This window comes from Streptomyces sp. NPDC059850, from assembly GCF_042731515.1.
In the GTDB taxonomy this organism is placed as follows: Bacteria; Actinomycetota; Actinomycetes; order Streptomycetales; family Streptomycetaceae; genus Streptomyces.
On record NZ_JBHWJI010000018.1, the window covers coordinates 57,875 to 76,329 of the forward strand.

Annotated in this window: 16 protein-coding genes and 1 riboswitch; of the genes, 6 read left to right on the forward strand and 10 right to left on the reverse strand. The window is 73.1% G+C overall.

Annotated features, from left to right (window positions below; translation table 11 throughout):
* The first annotated feature begins 134 nt into the window (after positions 1 to 134).
* A complete protein-coding gene (locus tag ACFV9T_RS17275) occupies positions 135 to 302 on the forward strand; it encodes a hypothetical protein (protein ID WP_385440994.1) in 168 nt (55 codons plus the stop codon).
* A gap of 184 nt (positions 303 to 486) precedes the next feature.
* Here ACFV9T_RS17275 and ACFV9T_RS17280 read toward each other — a convergent pair whose 3' ends face one another.
* Positions 487 to 1,287, reverse strand: coding sequence for an inositol monophosphatase family protein (locus tag ACFV9T_RS17280; protein WP_385440997.1), 801 nt, complete (start codon positions 1,285 to 1,287; stop codon positions 487 to 489).
* A 108-nt stretch (positions 1,288 to 1,395) separates the two neighbouring features.
* Positions 1,396 to 2,538, reverse strand: coding sequence for a ferrochelatase (locus tag ACFV9T_RS17285; RefSeq protein WP_385440999.1), 1,143 nt, complete (start codon positions 2,536 to 2,538; stop codon positions 1,396 to 1,398).
* 171 nt (positions 2,539 to 2,709) lie between these two features.
* On the opposite strand from ACFV9T_RS17285, the gene ACFV9T_RS17290 reads away from it, so the two are divergent.
* The 3 genes from ACFV9T_RS17290 (at position 2,710) to sepH (ending at position 6,779) form a co-directional block, all read left to right on the forward strand.
* Complete coding sequence (locus ACFV9T_RS17290; RefSeq protein ID WP_385441001.1) at positions 2,710 to 3,966, forward strand: MFS transporter; 1,257 nt, start codon at positions 2,710 to 2,712, stop codon at positions 3,964 to 3,966.
* Complete coding sequence (locus tag ACFV9T_RS17295; protein ID WP_385441004.1) at positions 3,920 to 5,245, forward strand: D-arabinono-1,4-lactone oxidase; 1,326 nt, start codon at positions 3,920 to 3,922, stop codon at positions 5,243 to 5,245. Before ACFV9T_RS17290 ends, ACFV9T_RS17295 begins: the two co-directional genes overlap by 47 nt.
* A gap of 406 nt (positions 5,246 to 5,651) precedes the next feature.
* Positions 5,652 to 6,779 (forward strand): septation protein SepH, encoded by a 1,128-nt coding sequence (sepH, locus tag ACFV9T_RS17300; protein WP_385441006.1) that lies wholly within the window; start codon positions 5,652 to 5,654, stop codon positions 6,777 to 6,779.
* A gap of 78 nt (positions 6,780 to 6,857) precedes the next feature.
* On the opposite strand, the gene ACFV9T_RS17305 is transcribed toward sepH, so the two are convergent.
* Entirely contained in the window at positions 6,858 to 7,694 is an 837-nt protein-coding gene (locus ACFV9T_RS17305; protein ID WP_385441007.1) for a sulfurtransferase, read from the reverse strand.
* A 286-nt stretch (positions 7,695 to 7,980) separates the two neighbouring features.
* On the opposite strand from ACFV9T_RS17305, the gene ACFV9T_RS17310 reads away from it, so the two are divergent.
* Positions 7,981 to 8,766, forward strand: coding sequence for a VOC family protein (locus ACFV9T_RS17310; protein WP_385441010.1), 786 nt, complete (start codon positions 7,981 to 7,983; stop codon positions 8,764 to 8,766).
* Here the strand turns inward: ACFV9T_RS17310 and ACFV9T_RS17315 are convergent.
* The 4 genes from ACFV9T_RS17315 to ACFV9T_RS17330 form a co-directional block, all read right to left on the reverse strand.
* Complete coding sequence (locus ACFV9T_RS17315; protein ID WP_385441012.1) at positions 8,763 to 9,434, reverse strand: thymidine kinase; 672 nt, start codon at positions 9,432 to 9,434, stop codon at positions 8,763 to 8,765. The genes ACFV9T_RS17310 and ACFV9T_RS17315 overlap by 4 nt on opposite strands.
* Positions 9,435 to 9,514: 80 nt before the next feature.
* Positions 9,515 to 10,744 carry an alkaline phosphatase family protein gene (locus tag ACFV9T_RS17320; RefSeq protein ID WP_385441014.1) on the reverse strand — a complete coding sequence of 410 codons (1,230 nt, stop codon included), beginning with the start codon at positions 10,742 to 10,744 and terminating at the stop codon, positions 9,515 to 9,517.
* On the reverse strand, positions 10,744 to 11,340 hold the full coding sequence (locus ACFV9T_RS17325) for a DUF5998 family protein (protein WP_063735875.1): 597 nt from the start codon (positions 11,338 to 11,340) through the stop codon (positions 10,744 to 10,746). The genes ACFV9T_RS17320 and ACFV9T_RS17325 overlap by 1 nt, the downstream gene beginning before the upstream one ends.
* Positions 11,341 to 11,401: 61 nt before the next feature.
* Positions 11,402 to 14,302, reverse strand: coding sequence for a GNAT family N-acetyltransferase (locus ACFV9T_RS17330; RefSeq protein ID WP_385441016.1), 2,901 nt, complete (start codon positions 14,300 to 14,302; stop codon positions 11,402 to 11,404).
* Positions 14,303 to 14,501: 199 nt separating this feature from the next.
* Between ACFV9T_RS17330 and ACFV9T_RS17335 the strand changes: the two genes are divergently transcribed.
* Positions 14,502 to 14,783 carry an HPr family phosphocarrier protein gene (locus ACFV9T_RS17335; RefSeq protein WP_385441018.1) on the forward strand — a complete coding sequence of 94 codons (282 nt, stop codon included), beginning with the start codon at positions 14,502 to 14,504 and terminating at the stop codon, positions 14,781 to 14,783.
* Between the two features lie 114 nt (positions 14,784 to 14,897).
* Here the strand turns inward: ACFV9T_RS17335 and ACFV9T_RS17340 are convergent, their stop codons facing one another.
* From ACFV9T_RS17340 to ACFV9T_RS17350, 3 genes are all read right to left on the reverse strand, one after another.
* The gene (locus ACFV9T_RS17340) at positions 14,898 to 15,632 is read right to left on the reverse strand and encodes a GntR family transcriptional regulator (protein ID WP_385441020.1); all 735 of its coding nucleotides are present in this window, start codon (positions 15,630 to 15,632) and stop codon (positions 14,898 to 14,900) included.
* Positions 15,633 to 15,904: 272 nt separating this feature from the next.
* Positions 15,905 to 16,696 carry a M23 family metallopeptidase gene (locus ACFV9T_RS17345; protein WP_385441021.1) on the reverse strand — a complete coding sequence of 264 codons (792 nt, stop codon included), beginning with the start codon at positions 16,694 to 16,696 and terminating at the stop codon, positions 15,905 to 15,907.
* Positions 16,697 to 16,709: 13 nt separating this feature from the next.
* A riboswitch (cyclic di-AMP (ydaO/yuaA leader) is annotated at positions 16,710 to 16,872 on the reverse strand.
* 191 nt (positions 16,873 to 17,063) lie between these two features.
* Positions 17,064 to 18,449: a M16 family metallopeptidase gene (locus ACFV9T_RS17350; protein WP_385441148.1), complete on the reverse strand. Its 1,386-nt coding sequence runs from the start codon at positions 18,447 to 18,449 to the stop codon at positions 17,064 to 17,066.
* Positions 18,450 to 18,455: the final 6 nt, after the last annotated feature.

Here is an 18,455-nt window from a genome sequence, read left to right on the forward strand (position 1 = left end):
ACTGCACACCCCGCGATCACGCCCTGTATGTGGCTATCCAGTGACGCCGCTGCCACCCTCAGGGATTCACGTACGTGATCGCTCCCGCCGTCGGCACACCCCCGTGCCACCGACCCACGACGAGGGGGCGCACCATGGACGCGTTCACCGCAGGCATTCTGCAGCGTATAGAGACCACTCAGACCGATCTGACCCGCGCCCGTGAGACGGGCGACGAGTTCCTCGCCGATGTGGAGCTGGCGGAGCTGGAAGACCTCCGCCGACTGGCCGCCGAGCACGGCGTCGAAGTAAGCGCCGCTTGATCCAGGCTGCTTGATCCAGTGCGCCGCCTGATGTTCCCGGCGGCTTGATCACCCGGTGTGACGGAGACCGATCCAGCTCCGGCACGCCTCCGCATGACGCACAACCGGTACACACCACGCCGAAGCGCCCCGGTGCCCTCATGGCACCGGGGCGCTTCGCGTGCGCGAGGGGTCCTGGCCGTCCTCAGTCGTGCCAGGCGCCCAGGTCCTCCAGCAGCGCCCGCAGCGGCTCGAAGAGCCCGGGGGCGGCGGCGATGGTCAGCTCCGTCGAGGCGGGTACGCCTGGCCGTCCGCCGGTGAGCGCGCCCGCCTCGCGGGCTATCAGGGCACCGGCCGCGTAGTCCCAGGGGTTGAGCCCGCGCTCGTAGTACGCGTTGAGCCGCCCACAGGCCACGTCGCACAGGTCGATGGCGGCCGAACCGCCGCGGCGTATGTCGCGCACCTGGGGCAGCAGCTCGTGGAGGACCCTGGCCTGCCCGACGCGGCGCTCGCGCACATAGCCGAAGCCGGTGCCGATCAGCGCCTGCTCGAAGGGCGGCGCGGGGAGCACCCGCACCGGTTCCCCGTTGGCGTGCGCGCCCTGGCCGAGCACCGCGTGGTACGTCTCGCCGCGCATCGGCGCCGCCACCACGCCGACGACCGTCTCGCCGTCCCGCTCGACGGCGATGCTGACCGCCCAGGACGGGAGGCCGTAGAGGTAGTTCACCGTGCCGTCGATCGGGTCGATCACCCAGCGGACGCCACTGGTGCCCTCGCTGCTCGCGCCCTCCTCGCCCAGCACCCCGTCCTGCGGGCGGTGCTGGGCGAGGAAGTCGGTGATCAGCTTCTCGGAGGCGACGTCCATCTCGGTGACGACGTCGATCGGGCTGGATTTGGTGGCGGCCACGCCGAGATCGGCCGGGCGGCCGTCGCGCAGCAGGTCCCCGGCCCTGCGTGCGACCTCCAGGGCCAGATCGAGCAGTTCGGCGTTGAGCGAGTCGGTCATCGTGCTCCTTAGCGGATTACCCGTGCGTACTGCGTGTGCGCGTGCGAGGGCCTGCGTGTGGGCGTGCGACGGCTGTGGCACCGGTGCGGACCCGGTCGGCCCCGGCGGCTAGTCCGCCCCCGCTGCGGCGGGGCGGGGCGAGCGGGCCGGGCAGCAGCCCACCGGGCAGAGATCGTGGCTGGGCGCCAGCGCGCCCAGCGCGCAGCGCTCCGGGGCCGCCGGGGCGTCCCCCGCGGCGAACCGCTCGGTGGCCGCGCGCTCCAGCAGCAGATCGCGCACCGCCGCCGCGAACCGCGGATCGGCGCCCACCGCCCGGGCCCGGGCGACCGGCAGGCCCAGGTCGGCCGCCTTGGCCGCCGCCTCGGTGTCCAGGTCGTACTTGACCTCCATGTGGTCCGAGACGAAGCCGATCGGGACCATCACGGCGGCGGGCGCCCCCTCGCCGTGCAGCTCCTCCAGGTGGTCGCAGATGTCCGGCTCCAGCCAGGGGATGTGCGGGGCGCCGCTGCGGGACTGGTAGACCAGCCGCCAGGGGTGCACCGCGCCGGTCTCCTCGCGCACCGCTTCGGCGATCAGCCGGGCGACGTCGAGGTGCTGGGCGACGTACGCACCACCCTCGCCGTGCTGCTCGACCGGGCCGGAGGTGTCCGCGGCGGCGGTCGGGATGGAGTGGGTGGTGAAGGCGAGGTGGGCGCCCGCCCGCAGCCCCTCAGGCAGTTCGGCGAGCGCGGCCAGCGTGGCGTCCACCATGGGCCGGACGAAGCCGGGGTGGTTGAAGTAGTGCCGCAGCTTGTCCACGCGCGGCAGCGGCAGCCCCTCGCCCTCCAGGGCGGCCAGCGCGTCCGCGAGGTTCTCGCGGTACTGGCGGCAGCCCGAGTACGAGGCGTACGCGCTGGTGGCGAGCACCGCGATGCGGCGGTGGCCGTCGGCGACCATCTCGCGCAGGGTGTCGGTCAGATACGGGGCCCAGTTGCGGTTGCCCCAGTAGACCGGCAGCTCCAGCCCGTGGTCGGCGAAGTCCTTGCGCAGCGCGTGCAGCAGCTCGCGGTTCTGCGCGTTGATCGGGCTGACACCGCCGAACAAGAAGTAGTGCTGCCCGACCTCCTTGAGCCGCTCCCTGGGGATGCCCCGCCCCCGCGTGACGTTCTCCAGGAACGGCACGACGTCCTCCGGGCCCTCCGGCCCGCCGAAGGAGAGCAACAGCAGGGCGTCGTACGGAGCGGGGGATGTCTGCGCTGACTGTTCGGGCATGGTCCCGATCCTGCCACCAGCCCCGGACAGGCGGGAAATGCCCCTGTGCGGGCCCCGGGGTGACCGTAAGCTGTATCAGCTTCGACGTGCCTTACCGGCTCCGCCGACCTGCTTCTCCCCCACTTCCGCCGTCCCGTCCCGCCGCTCTGCCCGCCCGCGGAGGCCCCTGCCATGCCCGGACCCAGTCCGTACCGTGTGATCTTCGCCGCCCCCGGCGCCAAGGCGTTCTCCGTGGCCGGGTTCATCGCGCGGATGCCCGTGGCCATGACGAGCATCGGCGTGGTCACGATGGTCTCCCAACTCACCGGCCGGTACGGGCTGGCCGGTGCGCTGGCGGCCACCCTCGCGCTCTCCGTCGCCGTCATCGGCCCGCAGATCTCCCGGCTGGTCGACCGGTACGGGCAGCGCCGGGTGCTGCGCCCCGCGGCCCTCATCACGCTCGCCTCGCTGACCGGGCTGCTGCTCGCGGCCCACCGGGGCTGGCCGGACTGGACGCTGTTCGCGTTCGCCGCCACCGCCGGGTGTGTGCCGAGCGTCGGGTCCATGGTGCGGGCCCGCTGGGCCGCGATCCACCAGGACGCCCCGCGCGAACTGCACGCCGCGTACGCCTGGGAGGCCATCGTCGACGAGGTCTGCTTCATCCTCGGGCCGGTGATCTCGATCGGGCTCTGCACCGCCTGGTTCCCGGAGGCTGGCCCGCTGGTCGCCGCTGGCTTCCTGGCCGTCGGCGTCTTCTGGCTCACCGCGCAGCGGGCGACCGAGCCCGCGCCGCATCCGCGCGGGACGCACACCGGCGGCTCCGCGCTGCGCTCGCGCGCGCTCCAGGTACTGGTCCTCACCTTCATCGCGGTCGGCACGATCTTCGGAGCAGTCGACGTGGCGACCGTGGCCTACGCCGAGGACCAGGGCCACAAGGCGGCGGCGAGCCTGGTCCTGGCGGTGTACGCGCTGGGCTCCTGCGGGGCGGGAGCCGTCTTCGGACTGCTGCCGCTCAAAAGATCGCTCTCTTTCCGCTGGTTGCTGGGTATTTGTGCGATGACCGTGAGTATGATCCCCCTCCAACTGGTCGGGAACCTTTCGTTTCTGGCCGTGGCGCTCTTTGTCGCGGGCCTGGCCGTCGCACCGACGATGGTCACGACCATGGCCCTCGTCGAACAGCACGTACCACGCGCGCAGCTGACCGAGGGCATGACCTGGGTGAGCACCGGGCTCATGGTCGGGGTGGCGCTCGGCTCGTCGGCCACCGGAGGGGTGGTGGACGCCGCCGGGGCCCGCGCGGGGTACGCGGTGCCGGCCGTGGCCGGGGCGCTCGCGGCGGCGGTGGCGTTCCTCGGGTATCGCCGGCTCCGGCCGGCGCCACAGCGGGAGGGGTCGGGAGCGGATGGCCGTCAAGACCGTAAGAACCGAGCGAAACAGCGTGTGGCGTAACTGGGCGGGGAATGTCATCGCGCGTCCGGTACGGAGCGTGGCCCCCTCCTCCACCCAGGAGCTGGCCGAGGCGGTGCGCCAGGCCGTGGCGGACGGGCTGCGGGTCAAGGCGGTGGGCACCGGCCACTCGTTCACCACCACGGCCGCCACCGACGGCGTGCTGATACGCCCGGACCGCCTGGTGGGGGTGCGGGAGGTGGACCGGGAGGCGGGCACGGTGACCGTCGCGGCGGGCACCTCACTGCGTCAGCTGAACGAGACCCTGTCGGCCCACGGTCTGTCGCTGACCAACATGGGCGACATCATGGAGCAGACGGTGGCCGGGGCCACCTCCACCGGCACCCATGGGACGGGACGCGACAGCGCCTCGACCGCCGCCCAGATCAAGGGGCTGGAGCTGGTCACGGCGGACGGCTCGGTCCTGCGCTGCTCGGCCACCGAGCACCCGGAGATCTTCGCGGCCGCCCGGGTCGGCCTCGGCGCGCTGGGCGTGGTCACCGCGATCACCTTCGGAGTGGAGCGCGAGTTCCTGCTCACCGCGCGCGAGGAACCGATGCCCTTCGAGCGGGTGATGACGGACTTCGAACAACTCGTCGCCGAGAACGAGCACTTCGAGTTCTACTGGTTCCCCCACACCGGCAACTGCAACACCAAGCGCAACAACCGCAGCACCGGCCCCGCCTCCCCGGTCGGCCGGGTGAGCGGCTGGGTGGACGACGAACTGCTGTCCAACGGCATCTTCCAGATGGCCTGCACGGTGGGCCGGGCGGTCCCCGCCACCATCCCCGGGATCGCCAAGATCTCCAGCCGCGCCCTGTCCGCCCGCACGTATACGGACATCCCTTACAAAGTCTTCACCAGCCCGCGCCGGGTCCGCTTCCTGGAGATGGAGTACGCGGTGCCGCGCGAGGCCGCCGTCCCGGCGCTGCGCGAACTGAAGGCCACCGTCGAGCGGTCGGGGCTGCGGGTCAGCTTCCCGGTGGAGGTGCGGACCGCGCCCGCCGACGACATCCCGCTGTCCACCGCCTCCGGCCGGGATACCGCGTACATCGCCGTCCACCTCTACCGGGGCACCCCGCACCGGGCGTACTTCACGGCCGCCGAGCAGATCATGACCGCGCACGGCGGACGCCCGCACTGGGGGAAGCTGCACAGCCGCGACGCCGCGTATCTCTCCGGGGTCTATCCCCGGTTCGGCGAGTTCACCGCGGTGCGCGACCGGCTCGACCCGGACCGGGTGTTCGGCAACGACTATCTGCGGCGGGTGCTCGGCGGCTGACGGGGCCGGGCGGGAGCGGACGCGACCCGAGCGGCGCGCCTCCCGCCCGCGCGTGGACATTCGTTCCCGCTCGCAGAGGGAAACAGAGGGAAGGGGACTATAACCGAAGCGGATCGTTCCGATTCTGACGTTCCTGTGAAAGTTGCCACCCAAATTGCGCCCCACTTCGAAGGATTCGGCGCCGGATCACCACGCCACGCCCGAACTCTGCTGGCGCGCCGCTCCACCCGAGCGGCCCGAATGGAGTACTGTGGCGAGCCCTGGCCCCGCTTTCCCGTCCGGCCGCCCGGACCCAACGGGAGGGGGCAGAGGGCGGCAACGAACCGGCCCGGGCAACTCGGCAAAGTTGTGGCAGGCTGCACCCGGGCAGGCCACACTCGTCTAGCGGGAGAGCAGCGACGCAACCGTGACGTCGGCAGGCACCACCCGGGAGGTCCCCATGCCCGAACTGCGTGTCGTGGCCGTCAGCAACGACGGCACACGGCTGGTGCTCAAGGCTGCGGACAGCACGGAGTACACGCTTCCCATCGACGAGCGACTGCGCGCCGCGGTGCGCAACGACCGCGCTCGGCTCGGCCAGATCGAGATCGAGGTCGAGAGCCATCTCCGGCCCCGTGACATCCAGGCCCGTATACGCGCTGGCGCCACGGCCGAAGAGGTCGCGCAGATGGCCGGCATCCCCGTCGACCGCGTGCGCCGCTTCGAGGGCCCGGTGCTCGCGGAGCGCGCGTTCATGGCCGAGCGCGCCCGTAAGACACCCGTGCGCCGCCCCGGCGAGAACACCGGACCGCAGCTCGGCGAGGCCGTGGCGGAGCGGCTGCTGCTGCGCGGCGCCGAGAAGGACACCGCGCAGTGGGACTCGTGGCGGCGTGACGACGGCACCTGGGAGGTGCTGCTGGTCTACCGGGTCGCCGGTGAGCCGCACTCGGCGAGCTGGACCTACGATCCGCCCCGGCGGCTGGTCCAGGCCGTGGACGACGAGGCGCGGACGCTCATCGGCGAGGCCGACGACACGCCGGAGCCCAGCTTCCCCTTCGTGCCGCGCATCGCCCGGCTGCCGCGCGACCGGGACAAGGACAGAGACCGCGACCGGGACAGAGAAAGAGACTGGGAGCGGGGGACGTCCTCCGACCACGGCGACGACGAGGACGAGTCCTCGCTGCCGGTCCCGGCCTCCGCCTCGATGGACGACGGCCTGGGCGGCGAGCGTGACTCGCTGACCAGCCTGCTGGAGGCCGTGCCCAACTTCCGTGGCGACATGGTCGTGCCCGAGACGCCGGTCGTGGCGCCGCCCCCGCCGCCGGACGAGCCGGTGGAGGAGGCCGAGACCGTCGAGCCGCCCGCCCCGGCGGCGAGCGCGGGTTCGGCGTACGCGGATGTGCTGATGCCCCGTGCGGTCGCGGGCCACCGCGACCGGCTGACCGGTACGACGGACCGCCAGGCGGAAGCGGACGGTGTCCGTCCGGGCCGTCGGGCCGCGGTGCCGAGCTGGGACGAGATCGTCTTCGGGACGCGCCGCAAGAAGCAGGAGTAGCCTCCGGGCCGCTCGCTCTGAAATGGGCTCCGGGCCCGTCACCGCAGGTCGGTGACGGGCCCGGAGCTGTGTGTGGGCTCAGCCGCGCTCGGGGCCGGTGGCCACCGGACGGCTGCCGTCGGCGGACCACTCGCTCCACGACCCCACGTACAGGGCCGCCGGAATGCCCGCCTCCGCCAGCGCCAGGACCTGGTGCGCCGCCGAGACGCCCGAACCGCAGTACACCCCGACCTCGGTGTCCCCGGTGGCGCCGAGGGCCGCGAAGCGCCCGGCCAGCCGCTCGGCGGGCAGCAGATGCCCGTCCGCGGTGACGTTCTCGGCGGTGGGAGCGGAGACCGCGCCCGGGATATGGCCGCCGACCGGGTCGATCGGCTCGACCTCACCCCGGTAGCGCTCACCCGCCCGCGCGTCCAGCAGCACCCCGCGCCGGGCGAGCGCGGCCGCCTCGTCCGCCGTGAGCAGCGGCAGGGCGCCGGGCTCCGGGACGAAGTCACCCTCGGGCTCGCCCGGGAGGTCGGTGGTCAGCGCGCCCCCGGCCGCCGTCCAGGCGGGCAGACCGCCGTCGAGCACCCGTACATCGGGGTGGCCCGCCCAGCGGAGCAGCCACCAGGCGCGCGCCGCCGCCCACCCCTGTCCGCCGTCATACGTCACCACGCGCCGGTCCCGGCCGACCCCGGCCCGGCGCATCGCGGCCGCGAACGCGGAAAGATCGGGCAGCGGATGGCGTCCCGCCGCCCCGGCCGGACTCGCCAGCTCGGTGTCGAGGTCGACGTACACGGCGCCGGGCAGGTGCCCGGCCTCGTAGGCGGGGCGGCCGGGCGGGCCGCCGAGCTGCCAGCGCACGTCCAACAGGAGCGGGGGACGCTCCCCCGCCCGTGCGTTCATGAGATCGGGTGCGGTGATGATGGCATTCATGGGAACCATCCTTGCGTAGATACCGCTGCGACGTTTGGACCCCCCGATCACCCACCGCACAGCCGATGGTCACTCAACGGTAAGCACAGCGAAACGGATGTGCGGCAGTAAACCGGGCATTCTTCTTGCCGGGCGCACATCGTGCGGCGCGGCCGGGGCGCTTGTCGCGGCAGGTGGTGCAAACATCGTTCGGGCCCCCCACATCAGCACCTCCGTAATCCCGCCCCGCGCCGCCGACCGGCCGGGGCCGCACGGCCACGACGATGGTCCGAGGAGAGAGTGACGTATGACCGAGGCAGCGACTCGGCGCACACCGGGCACGCCCTGCTGGACGAGTTTGATGGTGCACAGCCTTTCCGCGACACAGGACTTCTACCACGCCCTGTTCGGCTGGGAGTTCGCCCCGGGGCCACAGCAGCTCGGCGCGTACGTCCGCGCGCTACGGGACGGCCGACCGGTCGCCGGACTGGGTGAGCTGCCTCCGGAACGACAGCTTCCGGTCTCCTGGATGACCTATCTGGCCTCGAACGACGCAGACGAGACGGCGGAGATGATCCGCGCCTGCGGCGGCACCGTGGCCGTGGGCCCGCTGGACGCGGACGAGGCGGGCCGGATGCTGATCGCCTCCGACCCGGAAGGCGCCGTGTTCGGCGTGTGGCAGGAGGACGAGCACGCCGCCCTCCGGGAGGCGGGAGCACCGGGCACCCCGGTCTGGCACGAGCTGACGGCGCGCGAGTCCGGCGCGGTCACGAAGTTCTACCAGATGGTCTTCGGCTACGAAGCGGACGGTACGGAGAGCGCGCCGCCGCCCGGGCCCGGCCGCCGGACCCTGTGTCTGGACGGGCGGCCGGTGTGCGCGATCCGGAGCGTGGGCCAGGCCCTGCCCCGCGATCGGGGCGCGCACTGGATGACGTACTTCGCGGTGGCGGACGTGGACGAAGCGGTGCGCCGGGTGGCCGAGTTGGGCGGCCGGGTGGTCGAGCCGCCGTCCGACCGGGCGACCGGGCGCGCGGCCCTGGTCGCGGACCGGGAAGGAGCGGCCTTCACCGTCGTACGGGCTCAGGAGTCCTAGAGCACCTTCGGCGGGGCGGCGGGCGAGTCGACCGGGAGCACATCGGGGGACAGGCTGGCGGCCCGCGCCCCGGCGGCCGTCATCCGGCGCCGGTGGTGGCGGCGGCACAGCACCTCGTAACCGACCTCGCTCTCCGGCCGGTTGACGTCGCCCACGACGACCTGGGCGCCCTCGACGACCATTTCACCGCCGACCGTACGGGCGTTGTGCGTCGCCCGGGCGCCGCACCAGCACAACGCCTCGACCTGCAGCACCTCCACCCGGTCCGCGAGTTCGACCAGGCGCTGGGAGCCGGGGAAGAGCTTGCTGCGGAAGTCGGTGGTGATGCCGAAGGCGAAGACGTCCAGCTCCAGGTCGTCGACGACGCGGGCGAGTTGGTCGATCTGGAGCGGGGTGAGGAACTGCGCCTCGTCCACGATGACGTAGTCGGCGCGGCCCCCGGCCGTCAGCACCCCGACCACATGGGCGTAGAAGTCCAGGTCCGCGACGGCTTCGACGGCCTCGGTGACCAGTCCGAGCCGCGAGGAGAGCTTGCCGTGGCCCGCCCGGTCGTCCCGGGCGTAGATCATCCCCTGGAGCCCGCGGGCCGACCGGTTGTGCTCGATCTGCAGAGCCAGGGTGCTCTTTCCGCAGTCCATGGTTCCGGAGAAGAACACCAGCTCGGGCATGGGGGTGGTGGAGCCTTTCGTACGGAACGGGTGACGGGGAGGCAGCCGGTGCGGCGGCCGCCCCGGGGCAACGCGGTCGCTCAGGAGCGTACTTCGAGCAGCGGGACGAGCTGCTCCACCGGGGTCATCGAACCGTGCAGCCCGACCATCGCGGACTCCTTCGGCTCGGTCTCCGAGGCGACGATCGCGACGTCGTCATAGGCGGCGGCCACGATGTCGCCGATGCGCCGGTAGACCCGGTCGTCCACGCCGCCGCTGCCGCCGGGCGGCCCGAACCAGCCCGCCTCGATGGCCTCGTCACGGCTGGCCACCCACATCCGCTCCCCCACCACCTCGCGCCATACGGCGAGCACGTCACCGGCCGCGCCGGGGACCGCGTACAGATGGCGGGCCCGGCCCTCGCCGCCCAGCAGCGCGACGCCCGCCCGCAGCTCCCAGTCGGTGTCGAAGTCGAGGCGCGACTCCGGATCGAAGGGGATGTCGATCATGCCGTGGTCGGCGGTGACGTACAGCGCGGAGCGGGGCGGCAGTTGCTCGGCGAGCCGCTGGGCCAGCCCGTCGACGTAGCGGAGTTGGTCACGCCACTCTGCGGAGTCGACACCGAAGCGATGACCCTTGCCATCCACTTCGCTGTAGTACGTGTAGACGAGCGAGCGGTCCGCGGCGCCGAGCTGCTCGGCCGCGAGGTCCATCCGCTCCTCGCCGGAGAGCCGCCCGTGGAAGGTGCCGCCGCTCAGCGCGATCTTGGTGAGCGGGGTCTCGGCGAAGGTCGGCGCGGAGACCTGGCAGGTGTGCACGCCCGCCGCGTCGGCCAGCTGGAAGACCGTGGGATACGGCTGCCAGGCGTGCGGATCCGTCCAGGGCTGCCAGCGCAGCTGGTTCATCAGCTGGCCGGTGGCGGGGTCGGCCACCGTATAGCCCGGCAGGCCGTGGGCGCCGGGCGGCAGCCCCGTGCCCACGGAGGCGAGCGAGGTCGCGGTGGTGGACGGGAAGCCCGCGGTGAGCGGGACGCCGGTGCCGTTCAGCGAGCTGGACAGCAGCGAGGTCAGAAAGGGCGCCTCGGCGGGGTGGGCGCGCAGCAGCTCCCAGCCCAGGCCGTCGACGAGGAAGACGCAGACCCGGTCGGCCGGGGCAAGGGGCAGCCCGGACGCCAGCCCGGGAACCCCCTGACCTGCGGCGATCGCGGGCAGCAGATCGGCGAGCGATCCCGTGCCGTAGCGCGGCAAGGGAGCGGCGCGGGGGTCGAGGGGCACCGGCTCGGGCCAGGCGGAGTCGGCGGCGGTGGTCGGGCCGGTGGCGGAGCCGGGCATCAGCGGCCGGTGTCCGGCGTGGCCGCGGTGGCCTCGGAGAGCGCCTGGGCGAAGGCGAGGGTCTGGCGGACGGTGTCGGGGCCGTCGCCCGCCTCGCTGACCCGCAGGCTCAGGTCGTCGGCGGTGGACGAGCCGGTGTAGCCGTGGTCGGCCTCGCAGTTGGGGTCGCCGCAGGCGGCGGGCTCCAGGTCGAGGCGGTTGACGGCGCCCCAGCCGATGGTCAGCACGACCTCGCGGGGCAGCGTGCCCGGGGTGTACGACTCGGGGTTGGCGACGACCCGGCTGAGCACGACCGAGGAGATCCGCTGGAGCTTCACCGACTCGGTGGAGGTGGTCGCGTACGGCGACGGTGAGGTGCCGTCCGCGGCCTGCTCGTCGGTGTGGCTGACGATGAAGCGGTTTCCGGTGAGGACGAGGACCGTGACATGGCGGCGGACCTCGTTCGCATCGAACGTGGTCTCCTGATGGACCAGGTACGACACGATCGGCTCGCCGCCCACGGCGGCCTCCACCGCCTCGGCCACGAGTGCCGGGTAATAGCCGCTGCGCTCGATCGCCGCGCGCAGCCCCTGGGTCGTCGTACCGGTCTTCGCCATGGACACCATCCTACGGGGCGGCGCCGACACCGGCTCCCATGCCCGCCCGGGTCCAGAGCCGTCAGTAGGCGGGCAGATGGCGGGGGCCGAGATCGGTGCGCACCGGCGGAGGTGCCAGCCGCGCGGACGCGCCGAGCACGGAGAGGCCGCGCTGGGCGACGACCACCGGCTCCAGATCGACGGCGACCACCTCGGGATGGTCGTCCACCAGCCGCGACACCCTCAGCAGCAGCTCTTCGAGGGCCGCGGTGTCCACCGGGTGGGAACCCCGCCAGCCGAAGAGGAGCGGTGCGGTCCGGATGGACCGGATGAGTTCGGCCGCGTCCCGGTCGGTGGCGGGGACCAGCCGGTGGGCGGTGTCGCCCAGCAGTTCGGACGGGGCACCGGCGAGCCCGAAGGAGAGCACGGCTCCGGCGCCGGGGTCTATCGCGGCCCGGACGACGGTGTCGACGCCGCGCGGCGCCATCCGCTGCACGACCAGGCCCAGCTCCTCGGCGGGGCCGAGATGGGCGGTCAGTTCGGCGTAGGCGCGGCGCAGTTCCGTCTCCCCGCCGAGGTCGAGCCGCACCCCGCCCAGGTCGGTGCGGTGGCGCAGCCGCGGGGCGGTGGGCTTCAGCGCGACCGGGTAGCCGAGCCGCCCGGCGGCCCGTACGGCGGCGTCGGGGTCGGGCGCGGGCAGCGCGGGCAGCACGCTGACGCCGTAGCGGGCCAGCAGGCGCTGGGTGTCGGCGGCGGACAGCTCGATGCCGGTGCCGCCGGGCCCGTCCGGCGCGGGGGCCTCCGGCGGGGCTCCCTGGGGCGGGGCCAGCAGCACCTCGATGTCGGCGGCGGCCCCGGCCTCGTCGATGTCGTCGTACTCCGGCACCCGGCCGGGCTCCTCGGCCTCCCGCCGCCAGCGCGCGTACCGCACGGCCTCGGCGAGCGCCCGCACCGCGCGCTCGGCGGCTGGGTAGGCCGGGATCCGGCGGGCCTCGGCCGGTGGCGCGGCGCCGGGCTCCGAGGCCGGGTCACCGGCACCCGCGAGGGCCTCCGCGAGGCCGGGGACCTCCAGGTGGACCACCGCCACCGGCTTGGCCGCGCCGCGCCCGGGCGCCTCGGCGGCCGCCCTGCGGACGGCCGCGGCCAGGTCCGCGGTGCGGGCGTCGCCGACCCAGGGGATGGCGGTGACCACGACCGCGTCGCACGTGTCGTCGCCGAGCGCCCCGGTCAGGGCGTGGTGGAAGTCCTCGGGGGCGGCGGCCGTGGTCAGGTCGCGGGGCGGCAGCGGGCTCAGCCCCTCGGTGAGGCAGGCGTCGTAGGTGAGCAGGCCGAGGGATTCGGAGTTGCCGAGGATGGCGACGCGCGGCCCGTCCGGGAGCGGCTGGGAGGCGAGCAGCACCCCGGCGTCGGCGAGCTGGGTGACGGTGTCCACGCGCAGCACGCCCGCCTGGCGCAGCAGGTCGGAGACGGTGGCGTCGGGGATGCGGGTGGTGGGCACGGCGTGCCCGGTGGGGGCGCTGCCGCTGTGCCGGGCGCCCTTGACGACCACGACGGGCTTGACGGCGGCGGTGCGCCGGGCGAGCCGGGTGAACTTGCGGGGGTTGCCGATGGATTCGAGGTACATGAGGGCGACATCGGTCTCCGGGTCCTCGTACCAGTACTGGAGGAGGTCGTTGCCGGAGACGTCGGCGCGGTTTCCGGTGGATACGAAGGTGGAGAGACCGACCATGCCCGCGAGGCCCCCCAGACCCGCCGTCCCCTCCGCGCCGGTGGGCCGGGCGAGCCCGGCACCGCGCCGGTGCAGTCCGGAGAGCAGGGCGATGCCGATCGCGCCGGACTGGGTGAACAGCCCGATGCGGCCGGGGACCGGCAGCCGGGGCGAGAGGGAGGCGTTCAGCCGTACGCCCTCGGCGGTGTTGATGATGCCGAAGGCGTTGGGGCCGATAACGCGCATGCCGTAGGTGCGGGCCTGGCGGACCAGGTCGCGCTGGCGGTCGCGGCCCTCGGGGCCGCTCTCGGCGTATCCGGCGGAGAGGACGACGAGCCCCTGGACGCCGTGTTCGCCGCAGTCGGCGACGACGGCGGGCACCTGCGCGGCGGGCACGGCAACGACGGCCAGGTCGACCGGTCCGTCGATCTCGCGCAGAGAGCGGTGGGCCGGGACGCCCTCGGGGTCCAGCCGCGTCCGGTCCTCGGGGAAGGCGTGGTTGACGGCGTGGACCCGCCCGGTGAAGCCGCCGTCGAGGAGGTTGCGCAGCGCGGTGCGGCCGACTCCGCCGGGGGCCCGGCCGGCTCCGATGACGGCGACGGAGCCGGGGGTGAGCAGCCGCTGCACGGAGCGGGCCTCGGCGCGCTGTTCACGGGCGCGCATGACGGCCACGGAGCGGTCGGTGGGTTCGAGGTCGAATTCGAGGCGGACGACACCGTCGTCGAAGCTGCGCTTCTGGGTGTAACCGGCGTCCGTGAACACCTTGATCATCTTGGTGTTGGCGGGCAGCACCTCGGCGGCGAAGCGGCGGATGCCGCGCTCGCGGGCGACGGCACCGATGTGTTCGAGGAGGGCGGAGGCCACGCCGCGGCCGTGGTGGGCGTCCTGGACCAGGAAGGCGACCTCGGCCTCGTCGGCGGGGGCGCGGCCCGCGTCGGCTTCGGAGGGCGGCGGGAGATGGGCGGGCAGGCCGTTCTCGTCGATGCGGTCGAAGCGGACGGTGGCGATGAACTCGTCCCCGACAGTGGCCGCGAGGCCGACCCGGTCGACATAGTCGTGGTGGGTGAAGCGGTGGACGTCGCGGTCGGAGAGCCGGGGGTAGGGCGCGAAGAAGCGGTAGTACTTCGACTCGTCCGAGACGTGTTCGTAGAAGCTGACCAGGCGCTGCGCGTCATCGGGGGTGATGGGCCGGATCTGCGCGGTGCCTCCGTCCCTGAGCACCACGTCCGCCTCCCAGTGGGTGGGGTACGCGTGGTGATCCGACGGGCTCGGCATGGGGACAGAGTACGGGCTGAGGACCGGGACGGAAGGGTCCGTATGACGGACACCCTTGCGTGAACGGGGGATGTCGAGGGAAAGTCCGTATCGGACCCGTTCGGACATGACCGGACCCACTCGGGCTCGACCCGGGCGAGACCGGACACCGTATGATCTGGTCTAGACAACAGCACCCGCAGATCTGAAGGGCAACACCATGGCTGAGCGCCGCGTCAACATCGGCTGGGCCGAGGGCCTGCACGCCCGCCCGGCGTCGATCTTCGTCCGTGCGGCGACCGCCGCCGGCGTCCCCATCACGATCGCCAAGGCGGGCGGCACCCCGGTCAACGCCGCTTCCATGCTCGCCGTGCTCGGCCTGGGCGCTCAGGGTGGCGACGAGGTCGTACTCACCTCCGAGGCCGACGACGCGGAGGCGGCGCTCGACCGCCTGGCGAAGCTGGTGGCCGAGGGCCTCGAGGAGCTTCCGGAGACCGTCTGATTCCGTCCGAATCGCATTTCGGCGCGGCGGGGCCGCGGTGAACCATTACGGATCACCGCGGCCCCGTTGTTTTTCCGGATACGGAATTCCCTTGGGTGCTTTACCGGGCGGCTGTTAATTCCGGCCGCTCGCCGTGTTTACGGAATGTTTCGAAGTCCTCACCTGGGACGCGTTTCGCAATCGATATTCGGACAGCGAACGCTCGGTGTGCGCGGCGGCGAGCGCCCGCGCCCGCTCGGCATCACCGCGCGCGACCGCGTCCACGATCGCCCCGTGCTCCGCCCAGGACTCGACGGCGCGCACCGACAGGTCCGCGCCCCCGGCAGCGCCCGGTACGCCCGGCACCACCTGCACGGCCTGCGCGGGCTGGGCTGACCGCCGGGCCGGATCCACCGCGTACACCCACGCCGTCTTGCGCCGCAGCTGCACCAGCAGCCCCGCCAGGCTCGGGCTGCCGGACGCCTGGGCCAGCGTCTCGTGGAACCAGTCGCCCAGCGAGCGCAGCTCGCCCAGCCGGCCGTGCTGGGCCCGCTCCTGGCCGAGCCGGACCAGACCGCGCAGCACCTTCAGATGCCCCTCGGTGCGCCGCTGGGCGGCCCTGGCGGCGCCCAGCGGCTCCAGCAGCGCCCGGATGTCCAGGAGGTCGGCCGCCTCCTTCTCGGACGGCTGCGCGACGCACGCGCCCGCATGCCGCCTGGTCGTGACGAAGCCCTCGGACTCCAGGGTGCGCAGCGCCTCGCGGACGGGCACCCGGGAGACCCCGTAGCGCCGGGCCAGCAGCTCCTCGGTCAGCCGGCTGCCGGGCGGACAGGTACCGGAGATGATGTCGTCACGGATCGCCGTACACACCGCATGAGCCGAAATCCGGCGACCGCCCTGGAGCGCGGCCGTATCCCCGTTCACTTCCGGTCCCGCATTGTCGAACCTCCGCCTCAACCCCGCGAAACGCATCCGATTGACGCGCGTTCAGCGACTCTATTCGAAGCTGCCGGGATTTCCGATGGGCGAAGGAAATTCAGGGATATTTTTTGGTCACGGCGGCACAGTTGGCCATAGGGGCGGAGCACGCCGAAGGCCCCGTCCGGAGCGGACGGGGCCTTTCGACAGGAGTGGGCGACGGGTCAGAGGTTGACGCCGTGCGAGCGCAGGTACGACAGCGGGTCCATATCCGAACCGTAGTCCGCGCCGGTGCGGGCCTCGAAGTGCAGGTGCGGGCCGGTGACGTTGCCGGTGGCGCCGGACAGGCCGATCTGCTGGCCGGGGGTGACCTTCTCGCCGACCGAGACGCCGATCGACGAGAGGTGGCCGTACTGGGTGTAGGTGCCGTCGTTCATCTTGATGACGACGTTGTTGCCGTAGGAGCCGCCCCAGCCCGCCTCGACGACCTCGCCCATGCCCACCGACTGCACCTCGGTGCCCGTGGAGGCGCTGAAGTCGATCCCGGTGTGACTGCCGGAGGACCACAGGCCACTGGACGCCTGGTAACCGGTGGAGACGGAGGAGCCGTCGATCGGCGAGACGAACGTGTTGAGGCGCTTGCGCTCGGCCTCACGCGCGGCGCGTTCCTTGGCCTCGCGCTCCGCCTTGGCCTTCTTCGCGGCGGCATCGGCCTTCCGCGCGGCCTCCTGGCGGGCCACGGCCTCGGCCTTCGCCTTGGCTTCGGCGGCCTCTGCGGCGCTCTCCTGGGACAGGGCCTGCGCGTCGATCTGGTCGGAGAGACCGTCGCCCATCACCATCGCCTGCCGGAGACCGGTGTCCTGGGCAGACGCCTCTCCGGTCGCGGCGAGGGCGGGGCCGGCGATCCCGGCGACGACGCCCGAGGCGACCGTGGTGATGCCAGCGATGTTCGCGCCGGTGCGGACGGCGGTCTGGCTGGGACGTCGGTGCTTCCCGGCGGCACGGGTGAACGCCATGGTGTGGCGCACTCCTTTCCTTCCCTCTCGCCTACCGGGTTAGCTGACGGGTTCGGAGCAGGAAGGTCTCCTACGGGCCCCTCCCCCGGCCGGGGAAGGCGTCCGATTCACCCCAGGGACGTTTGGGTCCCCGGCTCCCCTGGCACTCACACCATGGGACTCGGCGATGGCTGTCCGTGCCGCGGGTGCGGCGGTATCCGGCGAACAGCCGCACTGACGCTAGACGGGCCGTGTTTCGATCACCAAACGGTTACGGGTTTTTGTTGTTCTCGCCACAAACCAAACGCCCCGCACATCGGACATATGGGAGGACCCCGGCGTCTTACTCGACGCCAGGGTCCTTGTGGGGGTAGTGCGTTGAGCGGCCTCAGCCGGTGATGACGGTCACCTCTCCGATGCCGAGCGCCTTCACCGGCTCCTCGATCCGGGAGGCGTCACCCACGAGCACGGTCACCAACCGGTCGGCCGGGAAGGCGCTCACGACCGCCGCGGTCGCCTCCACCGTGCCCGCGTCGGCGAGCCGGGCGTACAGCTGCGCCTGGAAGTCGTCCGGCAGGTGCTGCTCGACCTGGTCGGCGAGGGTGCCCGCGACGGCGGCGGCCGTCTCGTACTTGAGCGGGGCGACGCCGACGAGGTTCTGCACGGCGACATCGCGCTCGGCGTCCGTCAGCCCCTCCTCCTTCAGCGTCCGCAGCACCGTCCACAGGTCCTCCAGCGCCGGGCCGGTGACCTCGGTGGCCACCGAACCGCTGATCGCCAGCAGCGAGGCGCCCGCCGAGCCGCCGCCGGCCGGCGAGGGCGGCGTGGAGCGCAGCACCTGGCCGAAGGCGCGCACCCCGTAGGTGTAGCCCTTCTCCTCGCGCAGCACCCGGTCCAGCCGGGAGGTGAGGGTGCCGCCCAGGCAGTAGGTGCCCAGCACCTGGGCGGGCCAGACGCGGTCGTGGCGGTCGGCGCCGATGCGCCCGAGGAGCAGCTGGGTCTGGACGGCGCCGGGCCGGTCGACGATCACCACACGGCCGGTGTCGTCGGCGATGACCGGCGGGACCGACCGCTGCGGGGCGGGGCCGCCGGTCCAGGCGCCCAGGGTGTCGGCGAGCGCCTGGTCGAGGTCGACCCCGGCCAGGTCCCCGACGATGACCGCGGTCGCGGTGGACGGCCGGACGTGCGCCTCGTAGAAGGCCCGCACCGCCGCCGCGTCGATGCCCTCGATGGTCTCCTCGGTGCCCTGGCGCGGCCGGGACATCCGCGACTCGGTCGGGAACAGCTCCTTGGCCAGGGCCATCGAGGCGCGGCGGGCCGGGTTGGCCAGCTCGTGCGGGATCTCGTCGAGCCGGTTGCGCACCAGCCGCTCGATCTCACCGTCGGGGAAGGCGGGGGCGCGCAGGGCGTCGGCGAGCAGGCCGAGCGCCTTGGGCAGCCGGGAGACCGGCACCTCCAGGGAGACCCGGACGCCGGGGTGGTCCGCGTGGGCGTCCAGCGTGGCGCCGCAGCGCTCCAGCTCGGCGGCGAACTCCTCGGCGGTGTGCTTGTCGGTGCCCTCGGACAGGGCGCGCGACATGATCGTGGCGACGCCCTCCAGACCGGCCGGCTCGGTGTCCAGCGGGGCGTCCAGGTTGATCTCCACCGCGACGACCTGCTGGCCGGGGCGGTGGCAGCGCAGCACGGTCAGCCCGTTGGCCAGCTCACCGCGCTCGGGCGCCGGGAAGGCCCACGGCTTGGGGGCGCCCCCCTGCGGCTGCGGGTGGAAGGTCATGGTGGC

Excerpts from the sequence above, each read along its gene's own strand:
- ACFV9T_RS17275 (WP_385440994.1), top strand. The coding sequence starts at position 135 with ATGGACGCGTTCACCGCAGGCATTCTGCAGCGTATAGAGACCACTCAG.
- ACFV9T_RS17280 (WP_385440997.1), bottom strand. The coding sequence starts at position 1,287 with ATGACCGACTCGCTCAACGCCGAACTGCTCGATCTGGCCCTGGAGGTC.
- ACFV9T_RS17285 (WP_385440999.1), bottom strand. The coding sequence starts at position 2,538 with ATGCCCGAACAGTCAGCGCAGACATCCCCCGCTCCGTACGACGCCCTG.
- ACFV9T_RS17290 (WP_385441001.1), top strand. The coding sequence starts at position 2,710 with ATGCCCGGACCCAGTCCGTACCGTGTGATCTTCGCCGCCCCCGGCGCC.
- ACFV9T_RS17295 (WP_385441004.1), top strand. The coding sequence starts at position 3,920 with ATGGCCGTCAAGACCGTAAGAACCGAGCGAAACAGCGTGTGGCGTAAC.
- ACFV9T_RS17305 (WP_385441007.1), bottom strand. The coding sequence starts at position 7,694 with ATGAATGCCATCATCACCGCACCCGATCTCATGAACGCACGGGCGGGG.
- ACFV9T_RS17310 (WP_385441010.1), top strand. The coding sequence starts at position 7,981 with ATGACCGAGGCAGCGACTCGGCGCACACCGGGCACGCCCTGCTGGACG.
- ACFV9T_RS17315 (WP_385441012.1), bottom strand. The coding sequence starts at position 9,434 with ATGCCCGAGCTGGTGTTCTTCTCCGGAACCATGGACTGCGGAAAGAGC.
- ACFV9T_RS17320 (WP_385441014.1), bottom strand. The coding sequence starts at position 10,744 with ATGCCCGGCTCCGCCACCGGCCCGACCACCGCCGCCGACTCCGCCTGG.
- ACFV9T_RS17325 (WP_063735875.1), bottom strand. The coding sequence starts at position 11,340 with ATGGCGAAGACCGGTACGACGACCCAGGGGCTGCGCGCGGCGATCGAG.
- ACFV9T_RS17330 (WP_385441016.1), bottom strand. The coding sequence starts at position 14,302 with ATGCCGAGCCCGTCGGATCACCACGCGTACCCCACCCACTGGGAGGCG.
- ACFV9T_RS17335 (WP_385441018.1), top strand. The coding sequence starts at position 14,502 with ATGGCTGAGCGCCGCGTCAACATCGGCTGGGCCGAGGGCCTGCACGCC.
- ACFV9T_RS17345 (WP_385441021.1), bottom strand. The coding sequence starts at position 16,696 with ATGGCGTTCACCCGTGCCGCCGGGAAGCACCGACGTCCCAGCCAGACC.
- ACFV9T_RS17350 (WP_385441148.1), bottom strand. The coding sequence starts at position 18,449 with ATGACCTTCCACCCGCAGCCGCAGGGGGGCGCCCCCAAGCCGTGGGCC.